Raw genomic sequence first — 17,636 nt, 5'->3', positions numbered from 1 at the left:
AGGACAGACTCCGTCCGCCCCCGGTCGGTTGCAGCCTAGTACGTGGTTTCGGGCGCCAACTGGTGCGGAATCGGGGCCATTCGGGCACATGCGTCGACGACCGCCTGTTCCACCTCGTCCAGCCGCCGGCCGGCCGCGAGGGCCTTGGTGAGGGCGAGGGCGGCCGTCTGCACGGTCAGCGCGCGGGCGGGGACGTCCAGGGCGGGCCAGGGGTCCCCGGCGGCGGGCACGGCCGGGCCGCGGGCCCGCTGGTACGCACCGAGGAAGCGGGTCCAGTCGCCGGGCGGGAGGAGTCCGCAGGCGTACCAGGCGGCCGGGCGGGCGAGGTCCCAGGCCGGCACGCCGGTTCCCAGGTCGTCGACGTCGATCAGGCGCCACGGGCCGTCCGGTGCCGGATGGCGGACGAGCTGGCCGAGGTGCAGGTCGCCGTGGCAGAGGGCGGGGGTGCCGGGCATGGGGGCCTCGGCGCGGGCCCAGGCGGGGAGCGCGCCCCAGGCGGCGAGTACCGGGCCGGCCGCCGGAGGGGGGCCGGCCGCGGAGCGCAGGGCCGAGTGCAGCCGGGCGACCGCGCGGGCGGCCTTGACCGGGCCGCGCATCGGGGGCAGGCCCTCGGGCGGGGGCGTGCGGTGCAGACGGGCGAGGAGGGCGCCGGTGGCCTCCCAGGGGGCCGCGTCCGGGGCGTCGGGGTCCACGGGGGCGCCGTACGGCCAGAAGGTCACCAGGCGGTCCAGCACGGGGACGGGGTCCGGGGAGAGCGGGGCCAGGAACACGTCCGGGAGGCGGGCGGCCACGGCGAGGCGCCGGGTCAGCCCGGCGGAGTCGATCCGGGGCGCGTGGGCCTTGGCGACGGTGTCGGCGTGCCGTACGACGGTGGCGTCGGGGCGGTCGGCGAGGGGGGTGCTGCCGCAGGCACAGGGCGCGTCGCCGGTGCGGTCCGGGTGGGCGACGGCTGTGGCCTCCGCGCTGAGCGCGGGTATGAGGGCGCGGGTGTCTGCGGTCAACGGTGCCTCGGGAAGGTGGGGTGCGCACGTGAGCGTACCGGCGCGTGGCCGGGGGGACGCCTGCCCGCGCCGGCGGCGGTGCTTCGCAGGTGCCGGCACTGCGGCTCCCCGGCGGGCGCGGGGTGCGCGACCAGCCACGACGGACCCGCGGTCGCGAGACGGGCCGCAGGCCGAGACGGCGACAAGGCGCCCGGTGCAGCGTGGGGGCGCCCGAAAACGGCGCATGCCGGCGCAGCTCCCCAGCTGCGCCGGCATTTGTGCCGTCCGCCGCACCCCCGTCCCCACGGGGTTTCCTGGATGGATGTCCCCGCCCGGACCGCTCTTCCGGGCCTGGGGTCGCCGCTCAGCGCCCCAGCATCGCACCCACGGACGACGCCTGTGTGGCCACCGTCTCCCAGCCGTCGAAGACGAGCAGGAGCAGGGCCGCCAGGGGAAGGGCCATGAGCGTCGCCACCAGGGGGTGGCGGCGGCCCGTGCGGCGCGGTGCGAACGCCGGGCGTCGCGGTGCCGTGTGGGCCATGGTTCCTCTCCTGACCGTTCGGTTGTCATCGGCAGCGGCGGGTGTCTGACCTCGGGGGACGAGTGCTGCACCCGCCGCTTGACCTCAAATCTAGGCGCGGGGCGGCTGCCGGGCGTCATGCCTTCGTACCGATTGCCGGGCCTCCCCGAGGATGAGCGGCGACTCAGGACGTACTCCCCTGGGTGGAGACGCCGGTCGGGGTCTCGGGGTCTTCCCGGAAGGGGTGCCCGCTGTGTCCGCTCGTTTCCGAAGCGTCCGACGGTCACGGCGAGTGACTTCGATCACTCCGGACGGGTGTGGGAGCTGCGTCGTGCCCGGCGCCCGGCCCGTCCCGCGCCCGGCTCCGCGGCCGTTCCGCGGTGGGTGCCGGACGGCTGCCCGGACCGGCACCACCTGCCGTCCCGTGACCTCAACACCCGGACGCCGACGCCGCGTTGGCGGTGCCGACGGCTCAAGGCCCCCGTTTCGGCCTGCTTCCTGACCGTGTTTCATGCCGTACGGGCGGTCGGCGCAATCCGTCCGGCCCGGAGGGCGCGGCCTCTGCGCGCAGGCGGCCGTGGAAACGTAAGCTGTGCCACGTCACAGGGACCGGGCAGCGGGGATGAACATGGCGATGATGCGCCTGAGGCGCGAGGACCCGCGCGTCGTCGGCTCGTTCAGGCTTCACCGACGGCTCGGCGCGGGCGGGATGGGCGTGGTCTACCTCGGCTCCGACAAGAAGGGGCAACGGGTCGCGCTGAAGGTGATCCGGCCCGATCTCGCGGAGGACCAGGAGTTCCGGTCGCGGTTCGCCCGTGAGGTCTCGGCGGCCCGGCGGATCAGGGGCGGCTGCACGGCCCGGCTGGTCGCCGCGGACCTGGACGCCGAGCGGCCCTGGTTCGCCACGCAGTACGTGCCCGGACCCTCCCTGCACGACAAGGTCGCGGACGAGGGCCCGCTGAGCGCGGCCGACACCGCGGCGGTCGGCGCGGCGCTCTCCGAGGGCCTGGTCGCCGTGCACGAGGCCGGGGTGGTCCACCGGGACCTGAAGCCGTCCAACATCCTGCTGTCCCCCAAGGGGCCGCGGATCATCGACTTCGGCATCGCCTGGGCCACCGGCGCCTCCACGCTCACCCATGTCGGCACGGCGGTCGGCTCCCCCGGGTTCCTCGCGCCCGAGCAGGTGCGCGGCGCGGCCGTCACCCCGGCGACGGACGTGTTCTCCCTGGGCGCGACCCTCGCCTACGCCTCCACCGGCGACTCGCCCTTCGGGCACGGCAGTTCCGAGGTGATGCTGTACCGGGTGGTGCACGAGGAACCGCAGCTGTACGGCGTACCGGACGCGCTCGCCCCCCTGGTGCGGGCCTGCCTGGCGAAGGATCCCGAGGACCGGCCCAGCACGCTGCAGCTGTCACTGCGGCTCAAGGAGATCGCGGCCCGCGAGGCGCAGGGCCTGGGCGACCCACGGCCGCCGGCGCCCCGCGCCGCGGAGGCGGACAGGCCCACCGGGCGGCTCGTCGACACCTACCCCGAGCAGCAGCGCACCCAGCGGCGCACCGCCCCCGGCACTCCGCCGCCGCGCGGTGGTGCCTCCGCCCGGGGCGGCGCGCCGGCGCGCGGCGGAGCGTCCGCGCGCACCGGCAGCGGGCCGCGCGGCAACGGTGCGGGGGCCCCCGCACGGCAGGGCTCGGCGCGCCCGACCCCACCGCCGCGCGGCGGCCGGGGCTCGGGCAACGGGAGCCGTCCGGCCCAGCGCGGGGGTTCCGGGCGGCCGGGGCAGCGTACGACGGGCACCGGACTGCGGCCGGCCAATCCCCGGCTGCTGCGCCAGCGGCTGTTCGTGTTCGTCGTGGTGACGCTGCTGGTGGCGCTCGGCATCGCGGTAGCCCAGGGCTGCCAGGGTCCGGCCCGCGGCCTCGGCGGCGACGGCGGCCCGCGCCGGCAGCACGCGCAGTCGAGCCGTCCGCCGGCGGACGCCGACCGGCCGACGGCCGACCGGTACGGGCCGACGCCGGGCCAGGACTTCCGGGGGCGGCCGGCGGTCGGGAAACCGGCCGGGGAGGGTCAGGCCTCCGGGCGGCCGGCGGTCACCGCGTAGAAGGCGACCGCCGCGGCCGCGCCCACGTTGAGCGAGTCGACGCCGTGGGACATCGGGATGCGCACCCATTCGTCGGCGGCGACCAGGGCCTGGGTGGACAGCCCGTCGCCCTCGGCGCCGAGCATCAGCGCCACCCGGTCCATCCGGTGCGGGGCGGCGTCGTCCAGGCTGCGGGCCTTGTCGTCCGGGGTGAGCGCGAGCAGCGTGAAGCCGGCCTCGCGGACCGAGTCCAGGCCCTTCGGCCAGGTCTCCAGGCGGGCGTACGGCACCGAGAACACCGCGCCCATGGAGACCTTGACGCTCCGGCGGTACAGCGGGTCGGCACAGTCGGGCGACAGCAGGACCGCGTCCATGCCGAGGGCGGCGGCCGAGCGGAAGATCGCGCCGATGTTGGTGTGGTCGTTGACCGACTCCATGACCACGACCCGGCGTGCGGAGCGCAGCAGTTCACCGGCCGTGGGCAGCGGCTTGCGCTGCATGGAGGCGAGCGCGCCGCGGTGCACGTGGTAGCCGGTGACCTGCTCGGCGAGCTCGGGGCTCACGGCGTAGACCGGGGCGGGGAGTTCGTCGATGACGTCGCGCATGACGTCGATCCACTTGGCCGAGAGCAGCATGGAGCGCATCTCGTAGCCGGCTTCCTTGGCCCTGCGGATGACCTTCTCGCCCTCCGCGATGAACAGGCCTTCGGCGGGCTCGCGCTTGCGGCGCAGCTCGACGTCGGTCAGGCCTGTGTAGTCGGAGAGGCGCGGGTCGTCGGGATCCTCGACGGTGATGAGATCGGCCACAGGGTGATACTGCCTTGTCCTGGGTGTGCTGCCAACGGCTGGGAACGAGTAGGTTACCCCGGGTTACGCGTGATCAAGCGGTGGATGATCAGGCACCGGGCTGCGGGCCGACGGTCACGACCCGGCCGACGACGATGACCGCCGGGGGCTTCACTTCCTCGGTCCGTACCGTCTCGGCGACCGTGGCGAGGGTGGCGTCGACGCGGCGCTGCGCGGCCGTCGTACCCTCCTGCACCAGCGCGACCGGGGTGTTGGGGGACTTGCCGTGCGCGACGAGCGTCTCGGCGATCTTCCCGATCTTGTCGACGCCCATCAGGATCACGAGCGTGCCGGTGAGCTTCGCCAGCGACGGCCAGTCGACCAGCGAGCGCTCGTCGTCCGGGGCGACATGGCCGCTGACGACCGTGAACTCGTGCGCGACGCCCCGGTGGGTGACCGGGATGCCGGCCGCGCCCGGCACCGAGATCGAGCTGGAGATGCCAGGGACCACGGTGCAGGGGATGCCGGCCTCGGCGAGCGCCTGGATCTCCTCCATGCCCCGGCCGAACACGAACGGGTCGCCGCCCTTGAGCCGTACGACCGACTTGCCCTGCTTGGCGTGCTCGATGAGCGCGTTGTTGATGGCCTCCTGGGCCATGAACCGGCCGTACGGGATCTTCGCCGCGTCGATCACCTCGACGTGCGGCGGGAGTTCGGCGAGCAGGTCGCGCGGGCCGAGCCGGTCGGCGATGACGACGTCCGCCTCGGCGAGCAGCCGACGGCCGCGGACCGTGATCAGGTCGGGGTCGCCGGGACCGCCGCCGACCAGGGCGACGCCGGGGGTGCGGGTGCGGTGGTGCGGCGCCACCAGGGTGCCGTCGCGCAGGCCCTCCACCACCGCGTCCCGGATGGCGGCGGTGTGCCGGGGGTCGCGGCCGCGCGCGTCCGTGGTGAGCACGGCCACGGTGACCCCCTCGCTGTGACCGGTCGCCGGGGTCCAGGCGGTCGCCTGGTCCGCGTCGTCCGAGCGCACGCACCAGACCCGGTGGCGCTCCGCCTCGGCGGAGGCGGCGGCGTTGGTCCCGGGGTCGCTGGTGGCGATGAGGGCGTACCAGGCCTCGGCGAGGTCGCCGTCCTGGTACGGGCGCCCGACCCAGGTGATCTCGCCCGCTTCCGCCATGGCCTCGACGGAGGGGGTCGCCTCGGGTGACACGACGACGATGTCCGCACCGGCCGCGATGAGTGCCGGGAGACGGCGCTGGACCACCGTGCCGGCCCCGAGGACGACCACGCGGCGGCCGGAGAGGCGGAGGCCTACGGGGTAGGCGGGGTGTTCGGCCATGAGGGACGGCTCCTCGTGCAGGGCGGTGCGGTGGGCGCGCTGCGGCGGCGGAGCGGCCCTGACGTGCGGATTTTAGCTGTGTACGGGGGTGGGGGCACGGGGTGGTCCGGCTGCTGGAACGCCGGAGCCACCCCTCCTGTGACCTCGGTGACCCCTACTTCTCGGTGACCCCGGCCGAATCGAACGTGGCCACCTCGTGCATCGCCCGGGCCGTGCTCTGCACCAGCGGCAGCGCCAGCAGGGCACCCGTGCCCTCGCCCAGGCGCAGGTCGAGGTCGACCAGCGGGCGCAGACCGAGCTTGTTGAGGGCGGCCACGTGGCCGGGTTCGGCGCTGCGGTGGCCCGCGATGCAGGCCGCCAGCACCTCGGGGGCGATGGCGCGGGCGACCAGGGCCGCGGCGCCGGCACTGACGCCGTCCAGGATGACCGGCGTCCGCAGGGAGGCGCCACCGAGGAGCAGGCCGACCATGGCCGCGTGCTCGAAGCCGCCGATCGCGGCCAGGACACCGATCGGGTCGGCCGGGTCCGGCTGGTGGACCTCCAGGGCGCGGCGGACGACCTCGGTCTTGCGGGCCAGCGTCTCGTCGTTGATGCCGGTGCCACGGCCGGTCACCTCGGCCGGGTCGGCGCCGGTGAAGACGGAGATCAGCGCCGCGGACGCCGTGGTGTTGGCGATGCCCATCTCGCCGGTGAGCAGCGCCTTGTTGCCGGCCGCCACCAGGTCGCGGGCGGTCTCGATGCCGACCTCGATGGCCGCCTTGGCCTCCTCGCGGGTCATCGCGGGGCCGGTGGTCATGTCGGACGTGCCGCCGCGGATCTTGCGGGGCAGCAGGCCGGGGGTGGCCGGGAGGTCGGCGGCGACACCGACGTCCACGACGCACACCTCGGCGCCGACCTGGCCCGCGAAGGCGTTGCAGACCGCTCCCCCGCCGAGGAAGTTGGCCACCATCTGGGCGGTGACCTCCTGCGGCCAGGGGGTGACGCCCTGGGCGTGGACGCCGTGGTCACCCGCGAAGATGGCGACGGCGGCGGGCTCCGGGATCGGCGGCGGGCACTGCCGGGACAGCCCGGACAGCTGCGCGGAGATGATCTCCAGCATGCCCAGCGCCCCGGCCGGCTTGGTCATGCGCTTCTGGCGCTCCCAGGCCTCACCGAGGGCCTTGGCGTCGAGCGGGCGGATCTGTGCGACGGTCTCGGCAAGCAGGTCGTGGGGTTCCTCTCCGGGCAGGGCGCGGCGGCCGTACGTCTCCTCGTGCACCACCCAGGACAGGGGGCGTCGCTTGGACCAGCCGGCCTGCATCAGCTCGGGCTCGTCCGGGAACTCGTCGACGTACCCGACGCACAGGTAGGCGATGACCTCCAGATGCTCGGGCAGGCCGAGCGCGCGGACCATCTCGCGCTCGTCGAAGAAGCTGACCCAGCCGACGCCGAGGCCTTCGGCGCGGGCGGCGAGCCAGAGGTTCTCGACGGCGAGAGCGGCGGAGTACGGCGCCATCTGCGGCTGGGTGTGCCGGCCGAGGGTGTGCCGGCCCCCTCGGGTGGGGTCGGCGGTGACGACGATGTTGACCGGGGTGTCGAGGATGGCCTCGATCTTCAGTTCCTTGAACTGCTTGGCCCGGCCCTTCGGCAGCGACTTGGCGTAGGCCTCACGCTGACGCATCGCCAGTTCGTGCATCGTCCGCCGGGTGTCGGCGGAGCGGATGACGACGAAGTCCCAGGGCTGCGAGTGGCCCACGGAGGGCGCCGTGTGGGCGGCCTCCAGGACGCGGAGCAGCACCTCGTGCGGGATGGGGTCGCCCCGGAAGCCGTTGCGGATGTCGCGGCGCTCGCGCATGACCTTCAGGACGGCCTCGCGCTCGGCGTCGTTGTAGCCGGGCGCGGCGGGGCCGGTGGACTGGGGTGCTTCCGCCACTTCGGCCGTGCTCTCCTCCTCCTGGTCGGCGGCCCTGGTCTGCAGGTCCTCCGCGTGCTGTACGACCTCGGGGGCCGCCACGGGCTCGGGCTCGGCCTCGCGGGGTGCCGGCACCATGGCCACCGGCTCCGGCGCGTCCTCGGCGGCGAGGACCAGGGGCTGCGGCGGGGTCGGCGCCAGGTGCGGGGTGGTGGGCACATGGCCCTCGACCTGCACGAACTGCCCCATCGGCTGCTCCGGATGCGCCGCCGGCGAAACACCGGACGGCAGCGGCCCGGCCTGGCCGGCGGTCTCCGGGTGCGCGGGGGCACCCTCGACGCGGTCGGCCGGCACGGTCACGGACTCGGCGGCGGCCGGCGCCGGGGCGCCGTCGGCGACCGGTGCCCCGACGGCCTCGGCGGGCCGCGTCTGCGGGCCGGCGGGCGCGTCCGGGGCGTTCACGGCGGCCGTCTCGGCGGCGGCGTCCGGAGCGACCGCGTGGACCGCGTCCTGCGCGACCGGCTCGGCCCGGTCCGGAGCCTGCTGCTGCGGTACGGCGGCGGGCTGCGCCGTGCCGGGCGCGGCCCCGGCGGTGACCGCGACGGGCTCCGCCAACTGGGGGCCCTGCGCGGGGTAGGGCTGCGGCTCGGGTGCGCCGTCGGCGGCGGCCGCTGCCGGTGCGGCGTCCTGTGCCGGGGCGGGGGCCGGGGTCTCCGCCCGGGCGGGCTCCGCGGCCTCACCCGGAGTGCCGGGCTCGGGCAGGGCCGCCGGTTCGGGCGCCGTCACGACGTCGGCGGCGGGCGCCGGATGGGCGGGGGCGTCCTGCGCAGTGGAGGACGCGTCCTGGACGGCGGAGGGCTGACCGTCCACCATGCCGGGCTGACCCTGCATCGCGCCGGGGGCCTCCACCACTGCGGGGACCTCCACCGCGCCGGGCTGACTTTCCATCACGCCAGGCTGCGGCTCCACGGCACCGGGCATGTTCGGGTCCGGCTGTGCCGGGGCGGCGGCCTCGCTCTGGGCGGGGACGGCCTCCTCGGCGGTCTGGGCCGCGCCCGGCGCCTGCTGTGCGGGGACGGGGTCCGCGGTCTCAGCACTGCCCTGTACGACGACCGGCTCGGCGGCAGCCGTGTCGGCCTGCCCGGCGTCGGCGACCGGCGCGCCCTCGCCCTGCTCCGCGGCCTCGCCGTTCCGAGCGGGGCCCGGGGGCTGAGCCGGCGCGGACGGCTCGGCGCCGACGGCTGCCAGGGCGTCCTGGGGCATCCCACCGGGCACGGGCCCGTCCGGCACCGCCGGGACCTGTGCCGCATGAGCGGCACCCGGATCGGCGGGGCTCACCAGCGCCGTCTCCGGCGCGGGGGCGGCGTCGGCCATCGGGGCGGCCGCGGCCGGATCGCCGGCGTCGGCCACCACAGCGGCCTGCTCGGCGGCCTCGGGCGCCACCACGGCACCCTCGGCAACGAGGCCGGCCTCCGCTTCGGCCCTGGGCACACCAGCACCAGCGGCGCCCTCCGCGTCCCCGAGGACACCGTCCACGGCGGTCGTGGCGTCCACGGGCTGCGCACCGGCCATGCCCTGACCGGGCTCGTCGGAGAGCTGCTGGACGCCCTCGGGCATCGCGCCCGCGGGAGCCGCGTACACGCCGTCGTGTCCGTGCACCGGCTGCACGCCGTCATGGCCGTGGACCACCTGCGCGGTGCCGGGTGCCGGTGCGGCCGCCTGGTTGGCGAGGCGGGCGACGGCGGCCTGGGCGGCGCCGGACGGGTCGGCCTCGGCGGCGACGTCGGCGGAGACGGGGGCCGGGTCAACCGTTTCGGCGGCCGGCGCCTGCGTGCCGACGTGGGCCGGCACGGCCGGTGCCGGTGTGCCGGCCTCGGCCACCACGGCGGCGGGCACCGCACCCCAGGGCGCCGCACTCGGCGGCGCCATGTCGCGCAGCGGCTGGGCGTCGGGGTACTCGGCGCCGGTCGCGGGCGGACCGGGCTGGCGTACCGGCGCTCCGGCCGGGCCGCGGTCGGCGAGGGAGCGGACCGGGCTGGCGGAGGCGTCGGGGATCGGCGGGCCGAGGTGCAGCGGACGGCGCGGCGCCTGCGCGGCGGCCGGCTGCTCCTGCGGGGCCGAGAGGGCCGGCGACGGCGGCACGGCCGCCGGGGACGGATTCGGCAGGCGGACACCGCTGAGGTCGACGGAGCCGCTGTCACGGCCGGCCGTCTCGTGCGGGCCCGGCTCGTGGACGGCCTCGACGACCGGTTCCGGAGCGGGTGGCGCAACCTCGTTGCCCCACGCGCCCTGGGCACCCGGCAGCAGCAGCTCTTCGTCCTCGGCGGGTGCCTCGGAGAGGTAGGTGTACGCACCGTGCGCGGCGACGCCCGGCTGCTCCACCATGCCTGCGCTCTCCGGCTGCCCCTCGGCCGGGACCTGGCCGGTGTCGGTCATGCGTACCCCTCGCCCATCGGTTTAGTGCTCCTACGACCAGCTCACCCGGAACGGCGCACCGACCGCCCGTAGTGAAGAACGAGCGTCCGTGCCCAGCGGCACGAACGACCCGCCGAAAAAGGCGACAAAGCCATTCAGTGGCATTGTCCCGGCCGTCGCGCCGTCGCGACAGCATGATCCGCGACAGCCCGCTGTGGACTGCGCCACGTTGCGCGTCCTCCGGTTCCGCAGTACCACACCCACCCCAAAACGGGCGTGCTTTCCGGACATTGACGAACGAAGTTCCGGGCCGCCCGGTGTGGCACAACGATCGGCCAGCCTACCGCGCGCAGTACGACAACAGGATCACGGGGCGCGATCCGGAAGAACGCCGCTGAGCAGGAACGCGACACTCCGCTCGGTCTCGGTCCAGGCGCGGGTGTCGAGTGCGACGGACTGCACCAGCGCGCACTCGACTTGGTATCCGTGCTCGGTCAGGTCGCGCCCGACGAGTTCGGCCGCGTCGCGGGTCGCGGCGTGCGTGACGATGCGCTGCGGGCGCCGGTCGGCGACCGCGGAGACCACGGCCGCTCCCCCGCCGCCGACCCGGACGACGTCCGGTTCGGGGAGGTTCTCCAGGACGTGCGGAGCGGTGCCCTGGACCACTTGGAGCTGGACGCCGTACCGGCGCGCGGCCGCCTCGGTGCGGACGCAGGCGCCCGGGTCCCGGTCGACGGCGATGACGGCCGCTCCGGCGCGCGCGGCCTCGGCCGCGAACGCGCCGGAGCCGCAGCCGATGTCCCAGACCAGGTCGCCGACCCGGGGCCCGAGGCGGGCGAGTTGGGCGGCGCGCAGCAGCTCCCTCTCGCCCTCGCCGAGGCCGCCACCGGGTCCGTCGCCGTACGACGCGTCGGGCTGCACCCAGCCGCGCGGGCCGGCGCCCGGGTCGCGCCCGGCGATCCAGCCGCCGCTGTCACCGGCTCCCACGGGGCCGCCGATGACGATGACCACGTTGGGGTCGCGCCAGGTGTGGTCGGCGGCCTTGTCGGAGGTGACGACGGTGACCTGCTCGCGTTCGGTGCCCAGTTCCTCGCAGATGACGAAGGTCCGGTGCACGCCCTCCAGCAGGAGCCCGAGTTCGGCGGGTCCCGCGCCGGGTGCGGTGAGGACGGCGACCTTGGTGTGGGCGCGGCACACGTTCACGGCCCGGCGCAGGGTGCGGGGGTGGGCGACGACCACCTGGGCGTCGTCCCAGGGCATGCCGGCGCGGGCGAAGGCGGCGGCCACGGAGGACACGGCGGGGACGACCTCGACCTCCAGGCCGAACTCCGGGGCGCGCAGGGTGCGTACGACGCCGAAGAAGCCGGGGTCGCCGTCGGCGAGCACGACGGCGGTACCGCGGTGGGCGGCGATCCGGCGGGCGGCGAGCGCGACGCTGCCCAGGCGGACGCGTTCGGCCGTGGGCGGGACCTCGGGCAGCGCCAGATGGTGGGCCGCGCCCGCCACGAGCGTGGCGGCGCCGAGGGCGGCGCGCGCCGCGTCGGTCAGCGGCGAGCCGTCCCAGCCGATCACCGTGACCCGGTCGGCCATCGTCGTCTCTCTCCAGGTCTTCGCAGCTCGTCAGAGGGGAGGGGCCCGTGTGCGGGCTCCGTGAGGGTACCTGGTGAGGCGCGGAAGGATCAGTTCCAGTCCGAGTAGGACGTGAAACCGCCCGTGTCGGCCAGCTGCTCGCCGGCCCCGGCCAGGTCCTCCGGCAGCAGGCTCCAGACGATGACGTCGGTGCGGACATCCGCCCAGGTGCCCTCGCCGGACCTGCTGCGGGCTATCCAGGCGCCGCGCAGGACACCCTCGCTGATGCAGCCGATCTTCTGGGCGACCTGCTGGGAGGCGGTGTTGTCGGCGGCGGTGCGCAGCTCCAGGCGTTCGAAATTCTGGTCGTGGAACAGCCACTGCGCGGTCGCCAGGGCGGCCTCGGAGGCATAGCCCTCGCCGCGGGCCCATGGCGCGATGACGTAGGCGATCTCCGTCGCACGCACCCGCCAGTCGGTGTTCTGCAGATGGACGATGCCGACGAGGCGCTGGGTGAGGAACTCGTCGACGGCGAACACGATGCCGCGGCCCTCGGTGCGTTCGGCCGGGGCGAGTTCGGTGATCCAGTGCCGGGCGTCGGCCTCGGTGTAGGGCTGGGGGACGGAGGTCCAGGCGGTGACCAGTTCGTCGTTCATCATCTCGGCGAAGGCCTCGATGTCGGACTCCTCGAAGGGGCGCAGCACCAACCGCTCCGTGCTGATGGAGACGTTGGGAAAGGTGCCAGTCATGCGCCGCTCCGTAACTTCGGAAAACCTTCAGGGCCTGCGAACTGCCCAGCATGCAGCATGAAACCACTGAACCGCACGACGGGGTCCACCCCGGGTGAGGGAGTGGACCCCGTGCGTCACGAAACGCCGTATACGTGCCGTCGGACCTACGGGGCGGTTCAGAAGGACGGGATGACCGAGCCCTGGTACTTGTCCTCGATGAACTTCTTGACCTCGGGCGAGACGAGGAGCTTGGCGAGCTTCTCGACCCGCGGGTCCTTCTCGTTGCCCTTCTTCACGGCGAGGAAGTTGCCGTACGGATTGTTCTTGGCGGACTCGAGGACGATCGCGTCCTTGGCGGGCTTCAGACCGGCCGAGATGGCGTAGTTGCCGTTGACGACGGCGGCGTCCACGTCGTCCAGGGAACGCGGGGTCTGGGCCGCCTCGACCTCCTTGAACGTGAGGTTCTTGGGGTTCTTGGCGATGTCCTGCGGGGTGGCCTCGTTGCCGGCGCCGGGCTTGAGGGTGATGAGCCCGTTGGCAGCGAGCAGCTTCAGGGCACGGGCCTCGTTGACCGCGTCGTTCGGGACGGCGATGGTCGCACCGCTCTTCAGGGCGTCGGCCTTCTTGACCTTGTGGGAGTACAGGCCGAGCGGCTCCAGGTGCACCGTGACGACGGGCACGATGTGGGTGCCGCGCTTGGCGTTGAAGTCGTCCAGGTACGGCTGGTTCTGGAAGTAGTTGGCGTCCACCGAGCCGTCCTCGGTCGCCGTGTTCGGCGTGATGTAGTCCGTGAACTCCTTGACCTCCAGGTCGAGGCCCGCCTTCTTCGCCAGCTTGTCCTTGACGAAGTTCAGGATCTCGGCGTGCGGGGTGGGGCTCGCGGCGACGACCAGCGGGCCGCTGTAGTCGGCGGAGGCAGAGGACTTGCCGGAGCCGCAGGCGGTCAGCCCGAAGGTGAGGGCTCCGGCGGCGAGGACGGCGGTGGTGAGCTTGGCGGTGTTACGCACGAAAAGTGCCTTTCCTTAAGGGTGGTGCGACCCCGTGTATGGGTCCACGGGGAGTCCTGGGGAGCGGGTCAGCTCTTCTTGGCGGCGTCGGCGGCGACCGTGCCGGGGAAGATGCCGCTCAGCGGCTTGAAGAGGAGCAGTCCGCCGGTCCTGCCGCTACGGCGGTGCAGCGAACGGGCGGCGAAGTCGCCGACGAACTGGAGCAGGGCGATGACGACGGCCAGGATGGCGACGGTGATCCACATCATGCCGGTCTCGAAGCGCTGGTAGCCGTAGCGGACGGCGACGTCACCGAGGCCGCCGGCGCCGACCGTGCCCGCCATGGCCGAGTAGCCGATGAGGGCGACGATCGTGGTGGTGGCGCCGGAGATGAGAGAGGGGAGCGCTTCGGGCACGAGGACGCTGCGGACGACCTTCCATGTGCTGCCGCCCATGGACTGCACCGCCTCGACGAGACCGTTGTCCACTTCGCGGACGGACATCTCGACCAGCCGCGCGAAGAACGGGATCGCCCCGATCGCCAGCGGCACGATGGCGGCCTCGCGGCCGATGGTCGTACCGGTGATCCAGCGGGTGAAGGTCATCAGCGCGACCATCAGGATGATGAACGGCATCGAGCGGGCGACGTTCACGACCTGGCCGATGACCTTGTTCACGACGACGTTCTGGAGCAGGCCGCCCCGGTCCGTGAGGACGAGGAGCAGGCCGAGCGGAAGCCCGCCGACGACGGCGATCGCCGTGGACCAGCCGACCATGTAGAGCGTGTCCCAACACGCCTGCGACAGCAGCGGCTGCATCTCGGACCAGGTCACTTGGCACCTTCCTTCACCAGCACGGAGTTCTGGCCCTCCTGGCCCACCACGTCGATCTGCAGGCCCTGTTCGCGCAGGAACCCGATCGGCACCACGTTGTCCTCGTAGCGGCCGGGCAGTTCGATGCGCATCCGGCCGATCTGGAGGCCGCCGACGGTGTCGATGGCGGCGCCGAGGATCGAGATGTCGATGTTGTAGGTGCGCGCGAGCTGGGAGATGACCGGCTGGGTCGCGGCCTCGCCGTGGAAGGTGACGTCGATGACGGTGCGGTCGGAGTCCGTGCGCTCGCCGCTCACCGGGAACAGCGCGGCGGCCAGCTCGGAGCCGGGGGTGGCCAGCAGCTCGCTGACCGTGCCGGACTCCACGATCCGGCCCCTCTCCATGAGGGCGGCGGAGTCGCAGACCGCCTTCACGACGTCCATCTCGTGGGTGATGAGCAGGACCGTCAGCCCCAGCTGCCGGTTCAGGTCGCGCAGCAGCTTCAGGATGGAGCGGGTGGTCTCGGGGTCGAGCGCGCTGGTGGCCTCGTCGGAGAGGAGCACCTTGGGGTCGCCGGCCAGGGCGCGGGCGATGCCGACGCGCTGCTTCTGGCCGCCGGAGAGCTGGGCCGGGTAGGCCTTCGCCTTGTCGGCGAGGCCGACCAGGTCGAGCAGCTCCAGCGCCTTGCGGGACCGTTCCCTGCCTGACGTGCCGAGGATCTCCAGCGGCAGCTCGACGTTGTCCTGCACGGTCCGCGAGGAGAGCAGGTTGAAGTGCTGGAAGACCATGCCGATGCGGCTGCGCGCCCGGCGCAGCTCCTTGCCGGCGCGCGGGCCGCGGCCGGCGAGGGCGGTGAGGTCCTGCCCGGCGACGGACACGGTGCCGGAGGTGGGGCGCTCCAGCAGGTTGACGCAGCGGATGAGGGAGGACTTGCCGGCGCCGGACTGGCCGATGACGCCGTAGACCTCGCCTTCGCGGACGTGGAGATCGACGCCGTCGAGGGCGGTGACCTCACGGCCGCGGGAGCGGTAGACCTTGGTCAGGCCCGAGGTGGTGATCACAGGATTTCCGTCACTGTCGGTTGCGCGGGCGTGGGTGTGCCCGGGCACGGGTGCATGCGGTCAGGCATGAGGAGTGGATGTGCGTCTCGTACGGAGCGTGTCGTACGGATACGGCGCACGGACATGCCACGGCTCTCGCTTCGGGGCGCGAGGCTCAGCTGATGCGGGGGCCCTCTGGAAGGCTCACATTCGGCACATCAGGCGACACATACAACGAGCACCGGGCGTCATGGTCGCCTCGGTCGCAAGGGTGCGGCAGCTCGTCGTGGTCATGCGATCAGTAAACCAGACCTACGGTCCTGACCGGTCGCCGCTGTCCGGATAGTGGACAGCGGCGGACAGCCCGGACCTGGGGCTCAGCCGCGGACGGAGATCTCCACGCCCCCGTCGGTGACCAGTGCGGACAGGGCCGACAGGGCCGACAGGTCCTGCACCGCGAGATCGGCGTCGAGTTCGTCCGCGCGGTGGGTTGTGGCCAACGCCACGGTGGTCATTCCGGCGGCGCGGCCTGCCGGGAGTCCGGCCGGGGCGTCTGCGCGTGGATCGGCATGCCGGGACCCTGCGGCGCGGTCCGGACCCCATGCCCTTCGGGCGGGGTCGGCGGCCGGCGTCCGTTTCCGCCGTAATAAGGTCACCGCATGCTCAATGCCCTGACGCTGGCGACCGGGGTCGCCGCGCTGCTGCTCGCCGCCTGGTGCGGCTGGGCCGCCTACCGGGACCAGCCGACCAAGGACTGGCACTTCATCGGCATGGCCGTGGTGTCGGTGCTGGCCGTGGTCCAGCTGGTGGTCGGGATCGTGCAGCTGGCGCGGGGCGAGAAGCCGGCGCAGGGCACGACGATCTTCGTGGCGTATCTGCTGGGCGCGTTCGCGTGTGTTCCGGCGGCGGGGTTCATGTCCCTGGCCGAGCGGACCAAGTGGGGGTCGGTGACCGTCGCCGCGGGCGGTGTGGTGCTGGCCGTGCTGGAGGTGCGGCTCTATGACATCTGGGGAGGCTGAGGCCGAGATGACGGCGGTGGAGGAGAAGCCGGCCCGGTTGATCAGCGGGCCGGGCATGCTGCTCGTCTGGTTCTACGGCGTGATGGTGGTGGGCGCGGTGTCGCGTTCCGCGTACCAGATCAGCACGGAGTTCGACCGGGCGCCGCTCGCCTATGCGCTGTCCGCGGTGGCCGGTGTCGTGTACGGGTTCATCACCTACACCCTCATCCGGGGCGGGGAGACGGCCCGGCGGGCGGCGTTGGTGTGCTGCGCCGCCGAGCTCGCGGGCGTGCTGATCGTCGGTACGTGGACGTTGGCCGACCGCTCGGCGTTCCCGGACGCGACCGTGTGGTCGTACTACGGAGCCGGTTACGTCTTCATCCCGGTGCTGCTGCCGATCTCCGCCATGTACTGGTTGCGGAAGGCCCGCAACGCCGTCACGCCGTAGCCGCGTACGTCCCCGCCTGCTTCTCGAGGACGATCAGCTCGACTCCGTCGGCACCCTTCGACCTGCCCACCGTCTCGTAGCCCGAGCGGCGGTACAGACGGAGGTTGCCCTCGCTGCGGTGGCCGGTGAAGAGGCGGAAGCGGGTGGCGCCGCGCTCCTCGGCCAGCGCCGCCTCGGCCGCGCGCAGCAGCCGCGCGCCGATGCCGTGGCCCTGCAGGCGCGGGTGGACGCAGAGCTTGCCGATGGCGGCGGCGCCGCCCTCGGTGACCTTGCCGCGCACCGAGCCGACCACCTCCTCGCCGAGCCGGGCGACGAAGACGCAGTCGGAGGCGACCTCCTGGCGGACGGAGTCCAGGGTCTGGACGAGCGGGTCGATGCGGTAGTTGCCGTACAGCGCCGCCTCGCTCTGGAAGCACAGGTACTGGAGCCTGAAGATCTGCTCCGCGTCCTGCTCGGTCGCCACCGAGATGGTCACGCTCATGCCCATGTGCGCACGCCTCCCGCTCACCTGATCACCTGTCGTTCCTCACTCCTATCCCCGCACTTCGCGGGCCGCAACCTCCGGCGTCAGCAATCGGCGCAGACATCCCAGACATCTGGAGCGTTCCGGGCCGAGACTGCCCTGTGAGATACCCAACTCCCCCGCGATCTCCCGGTATGTGAGGTCCCTCGGGGACAACAGGGCCTCGATGAGCCGGGGGCAACGGCCGGGCAGCCGGCGCACGGCGTCGCGCAGCGCGCGGTACCGGGCGGCGGCGAGGACGTGACTCTCGGGATCGGCGCGGGCTTCGTCGGCCGGCTCGGTGCCGTACGGGCGCTCCCGGCGGGTGGTACGGCGGCTGCGGCGGGCCTCGGCCCGGACGGCCCTGCGCAGCCAGCCCTGCGGGTCCGGCGGCGGCCCGTCGGTCTGCAGCCGCTCCAGGAGGCGGAGCCAGACGGCCTGCTCCAGGTCGCCCGGTTCGCTCCCGGCGGCATATGCCTCGGCCGAGGCCTCGGCGGTGAGCAGCGGACCCAGGGCGGCCACCAAGTCGTACGTCATATG

General features: G+C 73.8%; 15 protein-coding genes and 1 pseudogene. 3 read left to right on the top strand and 13 right to left on the bottom strand.

What is annotated here, in order from left to right; genetic code table 11:
* Positions 1-35 precede the first annotated feature (35 nt).
* Both ACFYZB_RS09360 and ACFYZB_RS09355 read right to left on the bottom strand, forming a co-directional pair.
* A complete protein-coding gene (locus ACFYZB_RS09360; protein ID WP_388756195.1) occupies positions 36-1,001 on the bottom strand; it encodes a phosphotransferase family protein in 966 nt (321 codons plus the stop codon).
* Between the two features lie 343 nt (positions 1,002-1,344).
* Positions 1,345-1,521: a hypothetical protein gene (locus ACFYZB_RS09355; RefSeq protein ID WP_030343942.1), complete on the bottom strand. Its 177-nt coding sequence runs from the start codon at positions 1,519-1,521 to the stop codon at positions 1,345-1,347.
* Between the two features lie 601 nt (positions 1,522-2,122).
* Between ACFYZB_RS09355 and ACFYZB_RS09350 the strand changes: the two genes are divergently transcribed.
* Positions 2,123-3,598: a protein kinase gene (locus ACFYZB_RS09350; RefSeq protein WP_388756192.1), complete on the top strand. Its 1,476-nt coding sequence runs from the start codon at positions 2,123-2,125 to the stop codon at positions 3,596-3,598.
* Here the strand turns inward: ACFYZB_RS09350 and ACFYZB_RS09345 are convergent.
* The 9 genes and pseudogenes from ACFYZB_RS09345 to ACFYZB_RS09305 form a co-directional block, all read right to left on the bottom strand.
* A complete protein-coding gene (locus ACFYZB_RS09345) occupies positions 3,565-4,383 on the bottom strand; it encodes an RNA methyltransferase (protein WP_351206437.1) in 819 nt (272 codons plus the stop codon). The two genes, ACFYZB_RS09350 and ACFYZB_RS09345, sit on opposite strands and share 34 nt — an antisense overlap.
* An 88-nt stretch (positions 4,384-4,471) precedes the next feature.
* Positions 4,472-5,704 carry a uroporphyrinogen-III C-methyltransferase gene (gene cobA, locus ACFYZB_RS09340; protein WP_388756190.1) on the bottom strand — a complete coding sequence of 411 codons (1,233 nt, stop codon included), beginning with the start codon at positions 5,702-5,704 and terminating at the stop codon, positions 4,472-4,474.
* Positions 5,705-5,858: 154 nt separating this feature from the next.
* Positions 5,859-10,031, bottom strand: coding sequence for a nicotinate-nucleotide--dimethylbenzimidazole phosphoribosyltransferase (gene cobT / locus ACFYZB_RS09335; protein ID WP_388756188.1), 4,173 nt, complete (start codon positions 10,029-10,031; stop codon positions 5,859-5,861).
* 345 nt (positions 10,032-10,376) lie between these two features.
* Positions 10,377-11,600, bottom strand: coding sequence for a precorrin-6y C5,15-methyltransferase (decarboxylating) subunit CbiE (gene cbiE, locus ACFYZB_RS09330; protein WP_388756185.1), 1,224 nt, complete (start codon positions 11,598-11,600; stop codon positions 10,377-10,379).
* 89 nt (positions 11,601-11,689) lie between these two features.
* Complete coding sequence (locus ACFYZB_RS09325) at positions 11,690-12,328, bottom strand: GNAT family N-acetyltransferase (protein ID WP_351206445.1); 639 nt, start codon at positions 12,326-12,328, stop codon at positions 11,690-11,692.
* Positions 12,329-12,486: 158 nt separating this feature from the next.
* Positions 12,487-13,317, bottom strand: a complete 831-nt coding sequence (locus ACFYZB_RS09320; RefSeq protein WP_388756182.1) for a MetQ/NlpA family ABC transporter substrate-binding protein — start codon at positions 13,315-13,317, stop codon at positions 12,487-12,489.
* 68 nt (positions 13,318-13,385) lie between these two features.
* A complete protein-coding gene (locus ACFYZB_RS09315; protein ID WP_351206449.1) occupies positions 13,386-14,129 on the bottom strand; it encodes a methionine ABC transporter permease in 744 nt (247 codons plus the stop codon).
* On the bottom strand, positions 14,126-15,169 hold the full coding sequence (locus ACFYZB_RS09310) for a methionine ABC transporter ATP-binding protein (RefSeq protein WP_388756178.1): 1,044 nt from the start codon (positions 15,167-15,169) through the stop codon (positions 14,126-14,128). The genes ACFYZB_RS09315 and ACFYZB_RS09310 overlap by 4 nt, the downstream gene beginning before the upstream one ends.
* Positions 15,170-15,525: 356 nt before the next feature.
* A pseudogene (locus ACFYZB_RS09305) lies at positions 15,526-15,702 on the bottom strand (HAD family hydrolase); the annotation flags it as partial.
* Between the two features lie 105 nt (positions 15,703-15,807).
* Here ACFYZB_RS09305 and ACFYZB_RS09300 point away from each other — a divergent pair.
* The gene (locus tag ACFYZB_RS09300; RefSeq protein WP_351206453.1) at positions 15,808-16,167 is read left to right on the top strand and encodes a hypothetical protein; all 360 of its coding nucleotides are present in this window, start codon (positions 15,808-15,810) and stop codon (positions 16,165-16,167) included.
* Between the two features lie 7 nt (positions 16,168-16,174).
* On the top strand, positions 16,175-16,594 hold the full coding sequence (locus ACFYZB_RS09295) for a hypothetical protein (RefSeq protein ID WP_388756527.1): 420 nt from the start codon (positions 16,175-16,177) through the stop codon (positions 16,592-16,594).
* Here ACFYZB_RS09295 and ACFYZB_RS09290 read toward each other — a convergent pair.
* Both ACFYZB_RS09290 and ACFYZB_RS09285 read right to left on the bottom strand, forming a co-directional pair.
* Positions 16,584-17,081 (bottom strand): GNAT family N-acetyltransferase, encoded by a 498-nt coding sequence (locus tag ACFYZB_RS09290; protein ID WP_388756525.1) that lies wholly within the window; start codon positions 17,079-17,081, stop codon positions 16,584-16,586. The genes ACFYZB_RS09295 and ACFYZB_RS09290 overlap by 11 nt on opposite strands.
* 45 nt (positions 17,082-17,126) lie before the next feature.
* The gene (locus tag ACFYZB_RS09285; RefSeq protein WP_388756175.1) at positions 17,127-17,633 is read right to left on the bottom strand and encodes an RNA polymerase sigma factor; all 507 of its coding nucleotides are present in this window, start codon (positions 17,631-17,633) and stop codon (positions 17,127-17,129) included.
* Positions 17,634-17,636: the final 3 nt, after the last annotated feature.

Source organism: Streptomyces sp. NPDC001852 (genome assembly GCF_042891825.1).
Classification (GTDB): domain Bacteria; phylum Actinomycetota; class Actinomycetes; order Streptomycetales; family Streptomycetaceae; genus Streptomyces.
This window is presented reverse-complemented; position numbering and strand designations above follow the sequence as displayed.